The organism is Vibrio sp. 10N.261.55.A7, from assembly GCF_002877365.1.
GTDB lineage: Bacteria > Pseudomonadota > Gammaproteobacteria > Enterobacterales > Vibrionaceae > Vibrio.
Window position 1 is genome coordinate 1 of record NZ_MCWZ01000088.1, and the last position, 16807, is coordinate 16807.

Consider the following 16807-nt stretch of genomic DNA (forward strand, 5'->3'; position numbering starts at 1 on the left):
GTGATGTTCTAATTCTTCAACTAAGCCAATTTAACTAGATATAGAATACCGAAGTGAATTCTATTGATTATAGGCTCGATTCACTATTTAGATCGAAATTTGGGATGTTGTTCACGCTTAACGCAACCGGTTGCGCTTTTGTGCGACGATTAATTTTGATACAGTTTGTTCAAGCTGATAAATGATCAATAGGGAGAGGAATATGAAGAAGATCTTATTATGTTGTAGTGCGGGTATGTCAACGAGCATGCTAGTCAAGAAAATGGAGCAATCCGCTGCGAGCAGAGGCATAGAGTGCCATATAGAGGCGCAGTCTGTTAGTTCCTTCAATGAAGTGATTGCTGATTTTGATGTGTGCCTACTCGGACCACAAGTGAGATTTCAACTGGAAGAGTTGGGGAAAACCGCGGCAGAGCATGGAAAAAACATTGCTGCAATATCACCTCAAGATTACGGAATGATGAAAGGTGATGTTGTACTTGATCAAGCGCTGAGCTTAATCAACTAAACCCTTTGTAAAACTAATAATTAAATATTTAACACTATATATAAATATAGTGCGGACTCGTTCGTTTTAAATAAATATAAGGAAGTAAGCTATGAAGCTTTATGATGCGATAATAGGGTTTGTTGAAAAACATATCGCGCCATTAGCCGCTAAGGTTGGTAATCAACCTCATGTTCGAGCAATGCGTGATGGATTTATTGTAGCAATGCCATTTATTATTGTGGGCAGTTTTATTCTAATTTTTGCTTTTCCCCCGTTTGCTGAAGATACACAAAATGCATTCGGCCGAGTTTGGCTAGATTTTGCAACGCAGAATTTTGATCTCATCATGATGCCGTTCAATATGTCGATGGGCATTATGACGATATTCGTCTCATTAGGTGTCGCTTACAGTTTAGCGAAAGCCTATAAAATGGATGGAATCACCAGTGCAGTGCTGTCTCTGATGAGTTTCTTGCTCGTCGCAGCGCCAGCAAAAGATGGTGCTTTGGCGATGTCACACATGGGCGGGACGGGGATCTTTACCGCAGTGATGTGTGCATTCTTTTCAGTCGAGCTGTATCGATTTATGAAGAAGCACAACATAACCATTCGTATGCCAGAACAGGTTCCACCAGCAATTGCGCGCTCGTTTGAAGTTCTCTTACCGGTATTGGCAATTTTTGTCACGCTATACCCGTTGAGTCTCTTTGTACAAATACAATTTGATATGTTGATTCCTGATGCTGTTATGGCGATGTTCAAACCGCTTATCAGTGCATCGAACACCTTACCTGCCATTATTGGTGCGCTATTGGTGTGTCAGCTGCTTTGGTTTGCAGGGATTCATGGCGCAGCAATTGTTGTGGGCCTACTGTCACCAATTTTCCTTACAAATATCAGCGCGAACATAGACGCATTTGTCAACGACCAACCAGTACAGAACATCTTTACTCAACCATTCTGGGATTTTTACATCTTCATTGGTGGGTCTGGTGCGACATTGGCGTTGGTATTACTGATGTCGTTTAGCCGCTCTGCTCACTTAAAAAGTATTGGTCGAATGAGTGCGGTTCCGGGGTTATTCCAGATTAACGAGCCTGTTATTTTTGGTAGCCCAATAGTGATGAATCCTATCTTGTTCCTACCGTTTGTATTTGCGCCAATCATCAACGCAACCATTGCCTATTTTGCCGTGCACCTTGGTTTTGTGGGCATGGGGGTCGCAACGACACCTTGGACAACGCCCGCCATCATCGGCGCGTCTTGGGGATCAGGTTGGACATTATCACCGGTGTTCTTAGTGGGCGGCCTACTAATTCTTGACCTCTTTATTTATCTGCCATTTTTCAAGATGTTTGAGAAACAGATCCTTGAGCAAGAGGAAGAAACAGCGGCTGAAAGCATTAAGACAGAGGAAGTCGTGGGTCAAGGTGTTACGGCGTAACTAAACGGAATCACTTGAAGTAGTCACCAATGGTCGCTGCATCGGCGCGGTCGTATCAGAGAGCTTAGTTGATACAGAAGTAAGACGGTCGATTCAGCAACCATCGTATTGAGAATTTAGGAGAAAGTTGTGGATCAAGAATTAGTAGTAATGGAAATTATCTGTAACGCAGGAGAGGCAAGAAGCCTTTGTTATGAAGCATTGCGATTGTCTCGTGAACAAGATTTCGATGGCGCCGAAAATGCGTTGGCGAGTGCTAAAGAGTGTCTTAACAAGGCTCACTTGACTCAAACTCAACTTATTGAACAGGACCAAGGAGAAGGAAAAGTCGCAATGACATTGGTGATGGTTCACGCGCAAGATCATCTAATGACGACAATCCTAGCGCAAGAAATGGCAACAGAAATGGTCGCACTACACAAACACATAGCTAAGTAGGGAATCGTCATGAGTAAAGATGCATTAAAACTTGCCATCATCGGTGGCGGGAGCAGTTATACCCCAGAGTTGGTCGAAGGCGTTTTAAAGCGACTAGAGTATCTACCAGTCAAAGAGATACATTTTGTCGATGTTGAAGCGGGAAAAGAGAAGCTCGACATCATTGAAGCCCTATCAAAGCGCATGGTCGCAAAAGTAGGGGCGAGCATAGAAATTAAATCAGGTTTTGATCGCAGAGAAGCGATCAAGGGCGCCGATTTTATCATGACCCAATTCCGGGTTGGTGGGCTCTATGCCAGAGCTTGTGACGAGCGTATTCCGCTCAAATATGACGTGATCGGCCAAGAAACAACAGGGCCAGGCGGTTTTGCCAAGGCGCTTCGAACTATTCCTGTTATTTTGGATATTTGCCGCGACATTGAAGAGCTTGCACCAAATGCTTGGATGTTGAATTTCACGAATCCAGCGGGTTTGGTGACCGAAGCGATTGCTAAATACAGCAAAGTAAAAAGCATCGGCTTATGTAACGTTCCTGTCTCAATGGAGATGATGATTGCTGAAATGATGGACTGCGAGCCTAAAGAGTTGCAGCTCGAATTTTCTGGTTTGAACCACCTTGTATGGGTACATAAAGCGTGGCTCAAAGGCGAAGACATCACCGATATTGTGTTACAGAAAGTCGGCGATGGTGCTAACTTCAGTATGACGAATATCTTTGAAGAACCTTGGGATCCAGCGTTCTTAGAAGCATTAGGTGCGATTCCTTGCCCTTACCACCGTTACTTCTATCAAACCGATGCGATGCTGGCGGAAGAGAAGCAGTCAGCGGAAGAGCAGGGCACACGGGCTGAACAAGTCATGGAAACGGAAAAAGCGCTATTTGAACTGTACAAAGACGAAAATCTAGCGGAGAAACCTAAGCAGTTAGAAGAGCGTGGCGGGGCTTATTATTCAGATGCGTCCCTTAATCTTGTTGATGCGATTTACAACAACAAGAACAGCATTCATGTTGTTAACGTTCAGAATAATGGGGCGATCAACACCTTACCCAATGACGCCGTGATTGAATGCAGCGCCGTCGTGGGCAGTTGGGGCGCAAAACCTTTATCTGTAGGCGATTTATCACCGAAGATAAGTGGCTTGTTGCATCAGGTGAAAGCGTATGAGCAAATGGCGATAGAAGCAGCGGTTCATGGTGACAAAGAGCAAGCGCTAATGGCGCTAGCCACTAACCCATTAGTGCCTGATATCACACGAGCCAAAGCGATCTTAAATGATATTTTGCGAGAAAACTCAGACTATTTACCCCAATTCTCACCCAGTCCAGTGAAATAATAAGTAGATTGATACTGGGTATTAAAAATCTAGAGGTGATATGAAAGTCATATTCAATGCGGATGATTTTGGTTTGACTCGTGGCGTGAATAACGGAACGGTTCAATCACACAAAAATGGGGTGGTGAATTCAGCAACCCTAATGGTAGGTGCCGAAGAAGAAAGCCATGCCGTCTCTCTTTTAAGTGACTATCCAGACTTGAAGGTTGGCCTACATTTGCGATTCACCGCTGGAGAGCCGTTGACTAAGCATGTCTGTTTGCGTGCGAGCAAGCGTTTGAGCGGCACAGAGGCTGCTCATGGTGAAGAAGAAGTGGCAACCCCTCAGTTTCCGAAACAAAATGAGTTTTGGAGTAAAAGGGATTTTGATTCTGCCGCTGTTTATGACGAAGTGGTCGCTCAAGTAGAACGTTTTTTGAGCTTGGGGATCGAACTCAGTCACATTGACAGTCACCACCATGCGCACACGCACCCTCAAATACTCCCTGTTGTTGAGCGGGTTGCCAATGAATATCAAGTCCCTCTTCGAAGAGTAGGCATACCAAGTTTGGAACAGTTTGGGTATCGATACCTATTTACTGATAAGTTTTATGATGAAAAGGCGACGCTCGATCAGTTAGTCACTCATCTAGTGAGCTTGAAAGAGGAGTACGATTTGGTGGAGGTAATGTGTCACCCTGCTTACGTTGATGCGCATCTTGAATCTTTGTCCAGTTATCGTCATCAAAGAGCGCAAGAGCTCAATGTATTGACGGATCCAAGGCTTAAACAAAGGTTGCACCTGCATGGTATTGAGGTCACGGATTACTCTGAGTTCGATTCTATGATTTCAAAGGAAGGTGTATGATTATGGCTGCCAGTTTCGCCCCCTAGACTCACCTTAGCGTACTGGCAGCCTTTTTTACTATCAACAATTTAAGAGAGAATTAAGTCCAACTATGGCAAGAATTAAAGATGTCGCTGAATTAGCTGGCGTGAATCGCTCTACGGTATCTCGAATCATTAATGGCGAAGGCAAATTTCGAGAAGAAACTCGGTTGAAAGTAGAGCAGGCGATGGCTCAACTTAACTATCGCCCAAGTGCAATTGCCCGCTCTTTGGCAACCTCTTCTTCTAATATGGTCGGGTTGCTAGTCACCTACTACACGGGTGGATTCTTCGGCGAAATGATGGAGAAAGTACAAGGTGAACTCGACTCACACAGTAAGTTTCTCATTACGGCTCAAGGCCACAATACCGCTGAAGGTGAGCGAGAGGCGATTCAGCGCTTTCATGACTTACGCTGCGATGGGTATGTATTACACAGCCGATACTTAAGTGATGATGAGTTACGAGAGTTAGCGAAGCAGCCGACGCCGTTTGTGCTTTTGGATAGAGAAGTCGAAGGGCTAGAAGATAGATGTGTGACTTTTGATCATCACGCTGCTAGCTCAATGGCTGTGAATCGATTGATAGATCTTGGACACCAAGCAATAGGTTGTATCTCTGGGCCATATTCTCGTTATAACAGCTTGCAACGAAAACAAGGCTATCTCGATTCAATGGAGAAAGCCGGTTTAACCGTTTTAGACTCTTACGTCGAAGAAGGCAACTATGGCCGACACAGTGGTTACATTGCGGCTGAAGCTTTGTTTAAGAATAACCCCAACTTAACGGCTCTCTTTTCCTGTAGTGAAGAAATGACCGTTGGCGCGCTTCAATATCTGCATGAAAATGGAATCCAGGTGCCAGGGCAAGTATCGGTAATGAGCTTCGATAGTGTCGATCTTTGCGAGGCAACGTACCCTAAAGTGTCTGCCGTGCATTTCCCGATTAGCCAAATGGCGAGAACAGCTGTAGAGCGTTTGATGAACCTCATCAATTGCGTAGACAATAGTGGAGAAAGGCATTTCTCAGCAGAGCTACGTCTTCGAAATGCAGACAGACGTATAAAAGCGGTCGTGCAAGAGCAATAGTGTAAAGCGGGGCTATCTACTCGAAAGAACATGATGCTTTCACGCTAAACGGTTTCAAACCTTATTTAGGACAGGTCAAACAGATCAAAAAAGCACGCTTATCTCTTTACGAAATAGCGTGCTTTTTATTGTAAGCCTTGCCGTGCACCTTAGTTGAAAGGACAAATATTTAGAATCCGCCTTGTTCTTGTGCTTCTTTTAATAGCCTTTGACGTAGAGTTTCAGCTTCTTGCGTTTTACTGAGTTCCATGTGTGCTTCATTAGTCACATCTTGTGGAACAAAAACGAAGTATTTATTTATCGCCATCTTTAAACCTCTAGTAACAATTTATACGGCAAAGTAAAGGAATCAGACTTGAGTCACATCCTCCATGACATTAAAAGTGTAGGCGTAGATGACGGTATGAGCTAGCCGATCAGACTATTTACCTTACAGCGTACTAGGATGATATAGGGGCTGAACAACATGTCCCTCGGGATCGAGGCAGTGAAAGCTTCTCGCGCCATCACTATGGTCATGTGGTGTATCTAGTAACGTTACCCCTTGTTCTTTCATGAATTCAAACCATTGATTTAATTCTTCTTTACTCCTAACCATAAACCCGAAATGGTCAACACTCGTCTCTGAGTGTACTCGACTGGCGTGAGCTCTTCCTAGAGAGAGGTTGTCTTGACCTAGCGTTAGGTAGACCAAGTTGTTGTTCGCTCGCCTCAGTACCTTCATGCCTATGATTTCTGTGTAGAAGTACTCACACTCTTCGAATTTGCTGACGACAAGTGCTAAGTGTTTCATCCCTAGAAAGGGTTCTGGTCTGGTCATTATTTTTCATCCTAAGAATCGAATTGAAATAATTGTATACAATTAGTGGTAAAATTTGCAACAATGTTTGAGTTAAGGAATCTAGAAATCAACAAAGAGAGTGGACATGTACTGCATCATCGTGATGAACAGAGTCGCCGTTGAAGATGAGTTACGATACAAAAATATCATGACGGAGAACGCGTTAAAGTCAGTGACGGATGAAGAAGGCTGCTATCAATTTGATATCATTCAAGACAAGGAAAGATCGGGCGTGTTCTACCTTTATGAGATATACGCCAACCCAGAAGCTCTATTGCTGCATAAGCAAACACCTCATTATTTACACAGTAGAGAACAGCTTGGTGATATGGTGATTGAACAATCGGTCATTCGAACGGATGTTGTGGCAAGGCCAAAAAATAACAATTAAACAAAAGGAAGCAAGGCGATGACTAAATTATGGAACGTATATTTGAGTGGAGAAATCCACACTGACTGGCGAGAGCAGATCATCAATGGTTGCCAAGAACGGGATCTAAATATCGAGTTTGTCTCCGCGAATACGGATCACGAATCGAGCGATGCGGCAGGTGATCTTCTGCGACAGAATGAACAACAGTTTTGGCGTGACCACCAGTCATCCAAAGTGAACGCAATAAAAGTGAAAACCCTAATTAAACAGTGCGATATAGGTGTGGTTCGGTTTGGTGATAAATACAAACAGTGGAACGCGGCTTTTGATGCAGGTGTGCTGTCCGCTTTGGATAAGCCCTACATTACGCTTCATGATGACTCGTTAATTCATCCGCTGAAAGAGGTCGATGCTGCTGCTATGGCTTGGGCTGAATCGCCAAGTCAAATTGTAGAGCTGTTGAGCTACATAACGCGCGCTTAAGTGCCGATTAGCTCTACGCAAAAAAATCAGACATGCATTCCACTTTTATGATCATCGATTATGCTTCTTATTTAGAGGTTTGGACTTTGCGGAGAATGTGTCGAGTGCTTGATGTCCATCCACGTGATTTTGTGCATGGCTAATGAATCCCGAGTGCAGGCAAGAAAGGCGGCGTAAATATCTTCTCGGACTGATTAAACAATTTTGGCTCGAATCTGGCTGCATGTTTGGGTATTGAAAGATACATTATGACTTGTGAGATGAAGGGGAAATATGCGGTATCATTCAAGCTTATCACTTGATGAAACGAGAAGGGCTGTAATCCCAAAGAGGATACCGAAAGCCAAGAGCCAGTTCGAAACTGAGGATATTGTTATCCAATATAAACTGGAAAGGGACTTTAACCCACAAGTTCCAAATCAATCTTGGGTAACCGATGTGTAGTCTAGTGATGTGGTTGCTATTCCATACACAGAACTATTTACGAGGTCATGTTGTAGAGGGTGATTTTCAACTAAAACGCTGCATTATACTGATCCAAACGCCACCTATCATAATACATTTAGCATACAACTTACTTGAGAGTTTTACTTTTCTGAGTTGCTTTATTAGAAATATAGGACCCTATTGGGAAGGCGGAAGTTGCCGCAGGTGAAGGCGCATTGCAAACATGTAAACTTCTAGTTGTTTCCTTGAATAAGAAATCATGTACTAGGCGTCCATCGTTCATAACCGCTTGAGCTCTTACTCCAGCAGGGTAAGGACGCAAATCCGATGCCTTAATAGATGGCAGGTACTTCTTTACACGTTGTAAATAGCCATTCTTATGTAATGAATCTTTGAACTCTGACAACCCTGTCCTTAGATTATTAAAGGTTACCTTCCAGAAGCCTGAAAAGGTTAACATTTCAAAAGAATCAACAAGTGAAATGTTTATTTTTCCGTACCCTTCTCTTTTCCACCCTTGTACTGCATTTGGACCAACAGTAACAGTTCCATCAATCATCTTAGTCAGATGAACACCTAAGAATGGCAGGTCTGGATCAGGTATAGGATATATAAGGTGCTTTACGACATCATTATGAGTTGGAGGTAGCTGATAATACTCACCTCGATAAGGAATTATTTGAAAATCAGGTTTTATACCAATCATTCGAACAATTCTGTCAGCCATTAAGCCTGCACAACTTACAAGAAAATTTCCTTCGATTAACTTTCTACCATCTGTATCTGATACCTGAACTTCAACTTTATTTTCGTCTTCATATATCGACTTTACTTTAGTGTTAAGTAATATGAGACCATCGAGCTTCTTAATTTTATCTGCAACCACATAACAGAGCTTAACATAATCAACTATGCTGGTTGATCGAAGGTAGATAGCCCCTAAACCAGATATATTTGACTCCGCCTCTTCGAGCTGAGCCTTATCTAGCTTTTCTACTTCTAACCCGTTTGTTAATGCTCTAACAAAGAGTGCGTCCATCCTTTCAAGTTCAATGCTGTTTGTCGCTACTAGTAGCTTACCGCACTGTTCGTATGGAATATTGTTTTCTTTACAAAAAGAAATAGTATCCTCTAAACCTTGTCGACAGAACTTAGCTTTGAGGCTTCCAGGTTCATAATAGATACCTGCGTGAATTACTCCACTGTTATGTCCTGTTTGATGACTTGCCAACTTGGACTCTTTTTCAATGACTACAACTTTCTTACCAGGGTTATCCTTTAATAACTGCAAAGCAGTAGACAACCCTACTATACCGCCACCAATAACAATAAAATCGTACATTCTACTTGCTCCAAAAAGAGAGTTAAGGATATATACCCTTAACTCCTCAAAAGGGTTATTCTGAAATTACTGGAATAGTATCGCGAAGAACCGATACAATAGTATCAATCTGCTCTTTCTCAATGATAAGTGGAGGGGACATACAAATAGCGTCACCAATTCCACGAACCATTACACCTTTCTTCCAACATTCATCCAGAGCTTTAGCTCCTAAAGAACCAACTGCACCGTCTTTAGGCTTCAACTCTACAGCTCCGAGTAAGCCATAATTTCGAATATCAATGACCTGAGGTAAGTCAGCCAAAGAATGCAAAGCTTCCTGCCAATAGTGACCAATATCGCCCGATGTTTTTGCTCGTGTTAGTAGCTGTTCTTTTTCATAGATATCTAATGTTGCCATACCTGCAGCACAAGCTACTGGATGGGCGCTATAGGTGTATCCATGGAAAAACTCTACTGGAGATTTAGCCTTTTCCATGCACGTAGAATAAATCTTCTCATGTACAAAAACTGCGGACATTGGAACTGTCGCATTTGTTAAGCCTTTTGCCGAAGTAATCATATCTGGAATCACATCGAACTCGACTGATGCAAAGGAATTACCTATTCTTCCCCAGCCACAGATAACTTCGTCAAAAATCAGTAGGATACCGTGTTCATCACAAATCTCCCTAACTCGTTTCAAGTAGCCTTTGGGTGGTAGAATAACACCACCAGCACCCGCAATCGGTTCAATGATTACTGCAGCAATGGTTTCAGCATCATGAAAACCGATCACATCATTTAGTTCTTCGGTCCATTCCACACCATTTTCAGGAAGCCCTTTTGAAAATGCGTTACGCTCAATGTCCAATGTATGACGAAGGTGGTCTACCATTAGCCACTGACCAAAGGTTTTATAGTTAGGCGTGATACCACCAACAGAAATACCACCAAAGTTTACGCCGTGATATCCTTTATCTCGGCCAATAAACCGTTTTTTTGTTCCCTTACCTTTAGCATCCCAATACTGCATAGCAATCTTGAGCGAGGTTTCAACCGCTTCAGATCCTGAATTAGCAAAGAAGACATGATTTAGGCCTTCTGGCGTATACTTAATCAAGCGATTAGCGTATTCAAAGCTCAGCTCGTGACTGAAGTTGAAGATAGAACTAAAATCCAGTGTTTGTAATTGCTTATTAACAGCTTCAGCTATTTCAGTTCTACAGTGACCTGCATTTGAACACCAAAGACCTGCAGTTGCGTCGATTACTTGGCGGCCATCTGAAGATTTTAAAAATACGCCGTTAGCGGACTCAACCATTCTAGGGGCGGACTTAAAGGCTGCGTTAGGAGTAAAAGGCATCCAAAATGCTTTCATATCTATCATTTCTTTCTCCAACAATTTTGGGAATTATAATTTGCTAATTTAGAAACTTTCTTAAATTCCACCCATAGAGTGGAACTTGGTTTCATAAAATTCAGCGATACCATCCTGACCACCTTCGGCCCCGATTCCAGATTCTTTCCAACCTCCGAAAGGTGCTACCTCAGTTGAAAAGACTCCCGAGTTAGAACAAACAATTCCATACTCCAACTCCTCAGATAGACGAATCACTCGACCAATGTCACGAGTAAAGAAGTATGCTGCCAAGCCATACTCAGTATCATTTGCCTTGCTAATAACCTCATCCTCTGTATCAAAAACCTGTACAGCAGCAATAGGCCCAAAAATTTCTTCATTCGCAATTCGCATTGATGAAGAAATATTTTTAATTAATGTAGGCTCAAAGTAGTTCCCTTCCAACTGATGTTTTTTACCACCAGTTAAAATAGTCGCTCCTTTTTCAACTGCATCATTTACGAATGATTCCATATCATTAACAGCGGTTTTGTTAATAAGAGGCCCCATCGTAGTATTCGGTTTAAGCCCATCGCCAACTTGAATATTTTTGATACCTTCTAGAAGCATTTCTTCAAATTTTATCGCGATATTCCTTTGTAAATAAATACGGTTTGTACACACGCATGTTTGGCCACAATTACGGAATTTTGTAGATATACAATCAGCAACAGCAGCTTCTAAGTCAGCATCATCAAATACGATGAATGGAGCATTTCCTCCAAGTTCTAGACCTACTTTCTTTACAGTCGAAGCGCACTGTTCCATCAGTTTTTTACCTACTGACGTTGAGCCTGTGAAAGTAAACTTAGAAACTTTAGGGTGAGTAGTTAATACCTTTCCAATTTCTCTACTGCTGGAACTTGCAATAACGTTAATTACGCCAGCAGGGATACCTGCTCTCTCTGCTAGTTCACAGAGAGCTAGTGCAGATAGAGGTGTCTCAGTCGCAGGCTTAATAACCACGGTACATCCAGCTGCAATTGCAGGGGCTACTTTCCTGGTAATCATTGCGCTAGGAAAGTTCCATGGCGTAATACAAGCAACAACCCCAATTGCCTGCTTATAAGTTTGCAGGCGGCGATTATTAGCAACAGTTGGAATTGTACTGCCCATTACACGCTTTGCTTCTTCAGCATAGTACTCAACAAAAGCAGCCCCATATTCAACTTCAGCAACTGCTTCGCTATGAGGTTTTCCTTGTTCCGCGGTCATCAATGTGCCGAGATCATCAGAGTGATCCATAATCAAGTTGAACCATCTTTTGATTACGATAGATCTTTCCTTTGCAGTAGTTTTGCTCCAACTTTTAAAAGCCACGTGTGCTGCTTCCACAGCACTATTAGCTTCCTCAGATGTAGCACATGCAATTTCAGTAATAACATCTGATGTAGATGGGTTAGCAACCGTAATTTTCTTTTTGCCATCGACCCAAGAACCGTCGATATAATTTTTATCTTTGAGAAGAGATTGATCTTTCAGATTAATCATTTTAAAACCCCCAATACCAATACCAATACCAATACCAATACCAATACCAATACCAATACCAACTCTAGCTAATAACTAAAAAATATTATTTAAACGTGCTGACCGCCGTTTACATGAATCTCAGAACCATTAATGTAACTAGCTCCACTATTGCATAAGAAGTAAATTAGAGAGGCTACCTCTTCTGGCTTACCTAGTCTTTTCATCGGTACCTGCGCGGAAACTATATCTTCTGTACCAAGAGAAAGAATTGATGTTTCAATTTCCCCAGGAGCGATACAGTTAGCACGAACACCTGAAGCCCCCATCTCAAATGCTAACTCTCTGGTTAAGGTAGCAAGTGCAGCTTTTGATGATGCATAAGCAACACCAGCGAAAGGATGGACTTTTGAACCAGCAATAGAAGTCACACTAATGATGCTTCCCTTTGCTTCGCGTAATTCATTGATAAGACCTCTCGCCAGAATAGCTGTAGAGAAAACATTCACGTTAAAAACCTTTAACCAAGTTTCATAATCAGTATCTAGGACCCCCATTCGTGATCCTTCATCTGTCTTAGGTGAAATCCCCGCGTTGTTCACCAATGCATGCAATTTACCATTACCAAGCCTTTCTTTGATTTCTTCAATGGCCGAATAGACTGCATCAATATCTGATAAGTCCAGGTGAATGTGATTATCCTCCCCTTCTAACCAAGGGCACTCACTACTCAATTCCTGACGCGAAGCAGTAATTACTTTCCATCCTGCTGCATTGAAATGCTTAACTGTCGCGTGACCTATGCCGCGACTACCTCCAGTTAGAAGCAAAGTTTTTTGTTCTGTCATGTCATTCCCATAGATTGCGTGCATTATGATGCATCATAAGCCTACGCGTCTTTAATGGTCAACCAAATCTCTCTATATTTTGTATAAAAAACAGCCAGATCTTAAAGTGGATATATACAATAAATGCTCAAGATACTGTTTTATTTGTTTTTTTTCGCAATCGAAAAAATAATAGGTAAGAATATAGAAATATTATGATGCATCATAAAAGATAATGTAGTATAAATGTTAAATCTTAGCGGTGTCAGGGTTTTGTTGATCAGTACTTTGGAGCTTTACATAAGCAATGTACATACTTGCTCAAGGAAGAAGAACGTTACCTCTGCGTTAAAGGCTTGATTCAGAATAGATCATAGCTGACCCCCCCAAAAATATAATAAACGTTAGGTAAGAACTTTGATCGATAGCGGAATTATCATTTTAAATTGATTCCATAGATAAGAAATAAGAGAGGCTGTAATGGACCCAAATGCTGAGCACATTGTTAGCTTTGACGGAATACAGAAAAGCTATGATGGCGAAAATTATGTTGTAAAAGACTTGAATTTTAAGATTCGTAGAGGTGAGTTTCTAACCCTTTTGGGTCCATCAGGATCTGGGAAAAGTACATCTCTTATGATGCTTGCAGGTTTCGAGCCCCCTACGTACGGTGACATTTGTCTCAATGGAACTGTGATCAATAAGATACCTCCACACAAAAGGGATATAGGCATGGTCTTTCAAAACTATGCACTTTTCCCACATATGAGTGTTGAAGAGAACGTTGCTTTTCCCTTACAGGTAAGAAAAGCCCCTAAGCACGAAATGGCCAGTAAGGTTAAAAAAGCTCTGGATATGGTCCACTTAGGAGATTTTGCAAGCAGAAAGCCATCTCAGCTTTCTGGTGGCCAACAGCAGCGTGTTGCATTGGCAAGGGCACTTGTGTTTGAACCCAAGCTAGTTCTCTTGGATGAACCTCTCGGTGCATTAGACAAAAATCTACGAGAGAACATGCAGCTTGAACTCAAACATATACATGAAAACCTCGGCGTAACTATGGTCTTCGTTACACATGATCAGGATGAAGCCTTAATCATGTCAGACAGAATTGCTGTATTTAATGATGGAATTATTCAGCAGGCTGATCAGCCTGATGTTTTATACAACAATCCTAGCAATCAGTTTGTAGCTAACTTTATCGGTGAGACTAATATGCTTGATGGGCATGTCTCCAATGTTAGTGATGAAAGCTGCCAAGTAAAACTTAATTGCGGATCCATTGTAACGGTAGATCATGATAAAAAGCTGAGCATAGGTTCTTCAGTTAAGCTTTCTATTCGACCAGAACAGGCAGAAGTCCTTTCAACTGATGCAGAAAGTTATCCCTTAAATAAAATATCTGCTCGCGCTGTGGAAACCATTTACCACGGTGACCATTTAAGACTGTCACTACAGAGAAGTGATGGATCTAACTTTACAGTCAAGATTCCGACTGATTCATTGCACAGTACATTACAGCGAGGCCAAGAGCTGGAGATAGGCTTTGCACAAAATAACGCCCGAATTCTAACCGCGTAACAATCTAATCGGAGAAAAACATGAATAGTAAATTCCTATCTATTGCAGCTTCTGTCTCAGTTTCGATCTTGTTAAGTCAAAATGTAAATGCTCGACCATTAACCGTTGTTGGGTTTGGAGGAGCAGCACAGAATGCTCAAAGAGTCTCTATGTTTGACCCATTTAGTAAGCAAGAGAACCTACAGATCGTTGATGATACTTATAATGGTGGCTTGGCAAAGATTAAAGCGATGGTTGATAGTAACGCTGTCTCTTGGGATGTTGTACAGCTTGAAGATCCAGACCTGATTCAAGCATGTGAAGAAGGGATAATCGAACCAGTAGATTGGGACCGTGTAGGTGGAAAAGATAATTTCCTTGATTCAGCGATAAGCGAATGTGGTGTGGGTCACATTATCTGGTCATATGTGATTTCTTATAATAAGGACAACTTGGTAGTTGGACCTCAAAGCTGGGCGGACTTTTGGGACGTAGATAAGTTCCCAGGCAAACGAGGGCTTAGAAAGGGAGCCAAAGCGAATCTTGAATTTGCTCTAATGGCTGATGGTGTAAGTCCAAAAGACGTTTATGATGTTCTAGAAACAGAGGAAGGCGTCAATCGAGCATTTGCGAAGCTTGAAGAGCTAAAGTCTCATGTCCAGTGGTGGGAAGCTGGTGCGCAGCCACCAGAGTGGTTAGCTTCCGGGGATGTAGTCATGACAACTGCTTATAACGGACGTATTTCCAATGCAGTCAAAGAAGGAAAAAACTTTGAGATTGTATGGAATGGTCATGTTTATACCGTCGACTCTTGGGCTGTTGTAAAAGGTAGTGAAAATAAAGACAAAGCATTTGACTTTATTGGATTCTCCAGCTCTAAAGAACCTGCGCTGATATATCAACAATACATGCCTTACGGTATTCCAAATAAATTAGTGATTGAAGCTACTCCTGCAGATATTGCTAACAAACTACCAACTTCTCCAAATAATATTTCTGTAGGTCTTCGTGAGAATACTGAGTTTTGGGTTGATTACCAAGACGAGCTAAATGAACGATTTAATGCTTTTGTTGTTAAGTAGTTAACAATATAAATATTAGGCAGCATTTAAAAACACGCCTACTATTAGCTATTTTGTTGTAGGTTGATTTTTTTTGGGGGGGGGAGGGTATGTCTTCTAATACAGCTGTTGAGAGTTATGAAAAAAGCACTGAACAGATTTTACTAAAGTCGAAATTACGTCGCTCACAGCGACTTCAAAATATAAAATCAATGGCACTTGTATCGCCGCTTTTTTTATTTACACTGATTGTTTTTTTGGTTCCTGTGTTATTACTACTGGCACGAAGTATTGACAACCCGGAAGTACAATCAGTTTGGCCGAATACTGCAGAAGCTATTGAGCAATGGAGCGGTTCGTCATTACCAGAGGACAACATTTTTTATTTAGTAGCTAAAGACATACAAACTGCGAAGAAGAACAAAGATCTCGTAGCTGTATCTAAGCGTTTAAATTATGAGATGTCAGGCATGCGGAGTATGATAAATCGCACAGCCAGAACGCTATCTAAAGTTAACCTATCTATCGAGAAAGATATAAAACAAAAGCTTATCTCAATTGATACTAGATGGGGTGAGCTTGCGACTTGGCATGCAATTAAAAGAGCGGCACCATCTCTAACATCACATTACTTGTTAGCTGCTCTTGATTACACTGTTAATGATGAAGGAAGTATTGTCTCAGTTACAGAAGACAAAGCAATTTATAAAAGCATATTCGTTCGTACGCTTTGGATATCATTTGTAGTGACCTTCATTTGTCTGATAATCGGTTACCCTATTGCTCATTTCATTGCCAACTCCGAAAAAAAATGGAGTGGTATATTAATGATTGCTCTACTATTACCTTTTTGGACTTCACTGCTAGTTAGAACTAGCGCCTGGATGGTTTTGCTACAAAAAAATGGTGTTGTTAATACAATGCTAATGGATGTTAGCCTTATTACTCAGCCCCTAGATATGCTATATGATCGACCAGCAGTTTACATTGCGATGGTTCATCTATTATTACCCTTTATGGTTCTTTCACTTTACAGTGTAATGAAATCTATTTCTCCTGTTTATATGAAAGCGGCATTAAGTTTAGGCGCTCACCCCGTTGTGGCTTTTGTTCGAGTTTACATACCTCAAACACTTCCAGGTGTCGCTGCTGGAGGTCTACTTTGCTTTATACTGGCTTTAGGATATTACATAACTCCTTCATTGGTTGGTGGTGCAGATGATCAAATGATTGGCTATTTTATTGCATATTATACGAACCAGGTCATCAATTGGGGAATGGCTTCAGCTCTTGGTATTTTATTGATGATTGTAAGTGGAATCCTATTTATAATTTACATTAAACTCTGGCGTTGTTGATCAAA

At 41.6% G+C, this 16807-nt stretch carries 17 protein-coding genes; 11 read left to right on the plus strand and 6 right to left on the minus strand.

The annotated features are described in order from the left end of the window. Window positions 1–202 precede the first annotated feature (202 nt). From BCU12_RS06655 to BCU12_RS06680, 6 genes are all read left to right on the plus strand, one after another. Window positions 203–508, plus strand: a complete 306-nt coding sequence (locus BCU12_RS06655; RefSeq protein ID WP_102403568.1) for a PTS sugar transporter subunit IIB — start codon at window positions 203–205, stop codon at window positions 506–508. 91 nt (window positions 509–599) lie between these two features. Beyond that, complete coding sequence (locus BCU12_RS06660; RefSeq protein ID WP_102403569.1) at window positions 600–1934, plus strand: PTS sugar transporter subunit IIC; 1335 nt, start codon at window positions 600–602, stop codon at window positions 1932–1934. Window positions 1935–2063: 129 nt separating this feature from the next. Continuing rightward, on the plus strand, window positions 2064–2372 hold the full coding sequence (locus BCU12_RS06665; protein WP_102403570.1) for a PTS lactose/cellobiose transporter subunit IIA: 309 nt from the start codon (window positions 2064–2066) through the stop codon (window positions 2370–2372). Window positions 2373–2381: 9 nt separating this feature from the next. Next, window positions 2382–3707 (plus strand): 6-phospho-beta-glucosidase, encoded by a 1326-nt coding sequence (locus tag BCU12_RS06670; protein ID WP_102403571.1) that lies wholly within the window; start codon window positions 2382–2384, stop codon window positions 3705–3707. A gap of 40 nt (window positions 3708–3747) precedes the next feature. Continuing rightward, on the plus strand, window positions 3748–4554 hold the full coding sequence (chbG, locus tag BCU12_RS06675; protein ID WP_102403572.1) for a chitin disaccharide deacetylase: 807 nt from the start codon (window positions 3748–3750) through the stop codon (window positions 4552–4554). Window positions 4555–4645: 91 nt separating this feature from the next. Further along, window positions 4646–5662 (plus strand): LacI family DNA-binding transcriptional regulator, encoded by a 1017-nt coding sequence (locus tag BCU12_RS06680; protein ID WP_102403573.1) that lies wholly within the window; start codon window positions 4646–4648, stop codon window positions 5660–5662. Between the two features lie 169 nt (window positions 5663–5831). Here the strand turns inward: BCU12_RS06680 and BCU12_RS23440 are convergent, their stop codons facing one another. Continuing rightward, window positions 5832–5969 carry a hypothetical protein gene (locus tag BCU12_RS23440; protein ID WP_198599269.1) on the minus strand — a complete coding sequence of 46 codons (138 nt, stop codon included), beginning with the start codon at window positions 5967–5969 and terminating at the stop codon, window positions 5832–5834. A gap of 123 nt (window positions 5970–6092) precedes the next feature. Beyond that, a complete protein-coding gene (locus BCU12_RS06685; protein WP_102403574.1) occupies window positions 6093–6482 on the minus strand; it encodes a VOC family protein in 390 nt (129 codons plus the stop codon). Between the two features lie 106 nt (window positions 6483–6588). On the opposite strand from BCU12_RS06685, the gene BCU12_RS06690 reads away from it, so the two are divergent. Next, window positions 6589–6894 (plus strand): putative quinol monooxygenase, encoded by a 306-nt coding sequence (locus tag BCU12_RS06690; RefSeq protein WP_102403575.1) that lies wholly within the window; start codon window positions 6589–6591, stop codon window positions 6892–6894. A gap of 18 nt (window positions 6895–6912) precedes the next feature. Further along, window positions 6913–7359, plus strand: a complete 447-nt coding sequence (locus BCU12_RS06695; protein ID WP_102403576.1) for a YtoQ family protein — start codon at window positions 6913–6915, stop codon at window positions 7357–7359. Window positions 7360–7933: 574 nt separating this feature from the next. On the opposite strand, the gene lhgO is transcribed toward BCU12_RS06695, so the two are convergent. The 4 genes from lhgO to BCU12_RS06715 all read right to left on the minus strand — a co-directional run bounded on the left by lhgO (window position 7934) and on the right by BCU12_RS06715 (window position 12847). Beyond that, window positions 7934–9148, minus strand: a complete 1215-nt coding sequence (gene lhgO, locus BCU12_RS06700) for an L-2-hydroxyglutarate oxidase (protein ID WP_102403577.1) — start codon at window positions 9146–9148, stop codon at window positions 7934–7936. A 55-nt stretch (window positions 9149–9203) separates the two neighbouring features. Beyond that, window positions 9204–10517, minus strand: coding sequence for an aspartate aminotransferase family protein (locus BCU12_RS06705; protein WP_102403578.1), 1314 nt, complete (start codon window positions 10515–10517; stop codon window positions 9204–9206). Between the two features lie 51 nt (window positions 10518–10568). Then, complete coding sequence (locus BCU12_RS06710; RefSeq protein WP_102403579.1) at window positions 10569–12020, minus strand: NAD-dependent succinate-semialdehyde dehydrogenase; 1452 nt, start codon at window positions 12018–12020, stop codon at window positions 10569–10571. An 89-nt stretch (window positions 12021–12109) separates the two neighbouring features. Further along, entirely contained in the window at window positions 12110–12847 is a 738-nt protein-coding gene (locus tag BCU12_RS06715) for an SDR family oxidoreductase (RefSeq protein ID WP_102403583.1), read from the minus strand. A 459-nt stretch (window positions 12848–13306) separates the two neighbouring features. Between BCU12_RS06715 and BCU12_RS06720 the strand changes: the two genes are divergently transcribed. The 3 genes from BCU12_RS06720 (at window position 13307) to BCU12_RS06730 (ending at window position 16802) form a co-directional block, all read left to right on the plus strand. Beyond that, entirely contained in the window at window positions 13307–14404 is a 1098-nt protein-coding gene (locus tag BCU12_RS06720; protein ID WP_102403580.1) for an ABC transporter ATP-binding protein, read from the plus strand. A 20-nt stretch (window positions 14405–14424) separates the two neighbouring features. Next, complete coding sequence (locus BCU12_RS06725) at window positions 14425–15465, plus strand: ABC transporter substrate-binding protein (RefSeq protein WP_102403581.1); 1041 nt, start codon at window positions 14425–14427, stop codon at window positions 15463–15465. A gap of 89 nt (window positions 15466–15554) precedes the next feature. Beyond that, complete coding sequence (locus BCU12_RS06730) at window positions 15555–16802, plus strand: ABC transporter permease (RefSeq protein WP_102403582.1); 1248 nt, start codon at window positions 15555–15557, stop codon at window positions 16800–16802. The last annotated feature ends 5 nt before the right edge of the window (window positions 16803–16807 follow it).

Coding starts and splice junctions, on each gene's coding strand:
- BCU12_RS06655 (WP_102403568.1), top strand. CDS start 203: ATGAAGAAGATCTTATTATGTTGTAGTGCGGGTATGTCAACGAGCATG.
- BCU12_RS06660 (WP_102403569.1), top strand. CDS start 600: ATGAAGCTTTATGATGCGATAATAGGGTTTGTTGAAAAACATATCGCG.
- BCU12_RS06670 (WP_102403571.1), top strand. CDS start 2,382: ATGAGTAAAGATGCATTAAAACTTGCCATCATCGGTGGCGGGAGCAGT.
- chbG (WP_102403572.1), top strand. CDS start 3,748: ATGAAAGTCATATTCAATGCGGATGATTTTGGTTTGACTCGTGGCGTG.
- BCU12_RS06680 (WP_102403573.1), top strand. CDS start 4,646: ATGGCAAGAATTAAAGATGTCGCTGAATTAGCTGGCGTGAATCGCTCT.
- BCU12_RS23440 (WP_198599269.1), bottom strand. CDS start 5,969: ATGGCGATAAATAAATACTTCGTTTTTGTTCCACAAGATGTGACTAAT.
- BCU12_RS06685 (WP_102403574.1), bottom strand. CDS start 6,482: ATGACCAGACCAGAACCCTTTCTAGGGATGAAACACTTAGCACTTGTC.
- BCU12_RS06690 (WP_102403575.1), top strand. CDS start 6,589: ATGTACTGCATCATCGTGATGAACAGAGTCGCCGTTGAAGATGAGTTA.
- BCU12_RS06695 (WP_102403576.1), top strand. CDS start 6,913: ATGACTAAATTATGGAACGTATATTTGAGTGGAGAAATCCACACTGAC.
- lhgO (WP_102403577.1), bottom strand. CDS start 9,148: ATGTACGATTTTATTGTTATTGGTGGCGGTATAGTAGGGTTGTCTACT.
- BCU12_RS06705 (WP_102403578.1), bottom strand. CDS start 10,517: ATGATAGATATGAAAGCATTTTGGATGCCTTTTACTCCTAACGCAGCC.
- BCU12_RS06710 (WP_102403579.1), bottom strand. CDS start 12,020: ATGATTAATCTGAAAGATCAATCTCTTCTCAAAGATAAAAATTATATC.
- BCU12_RS06715 (WP_102403583.1), bottom strand. CDS start 12,847: ATGACAGAACAAAAAACTTTGCTTCTAACTGGAGGTAGTCGCGGCATA.
- BCU12_RS06720 (WP_102403580.1), top strand. CDS start 13,307: ATGGACCCAAATGCTGAGCACATTGTTAGCTTTGACGGAATACAGAAA.
- BCU12_RS06725 (WP_102403581.1), top strand. CDS start 14,425: ATGAATAGTAAATTCCTATCTATTGCAGCTTCTGTCTCAGTTTCGATC.
- BCU12_RS06730 (WP_102403582.1), top strand. CDS start 15,555: ATGTCTTCTAATACAGCTGTTGAGAGTTATGAAAAAAGCACTGAACAG.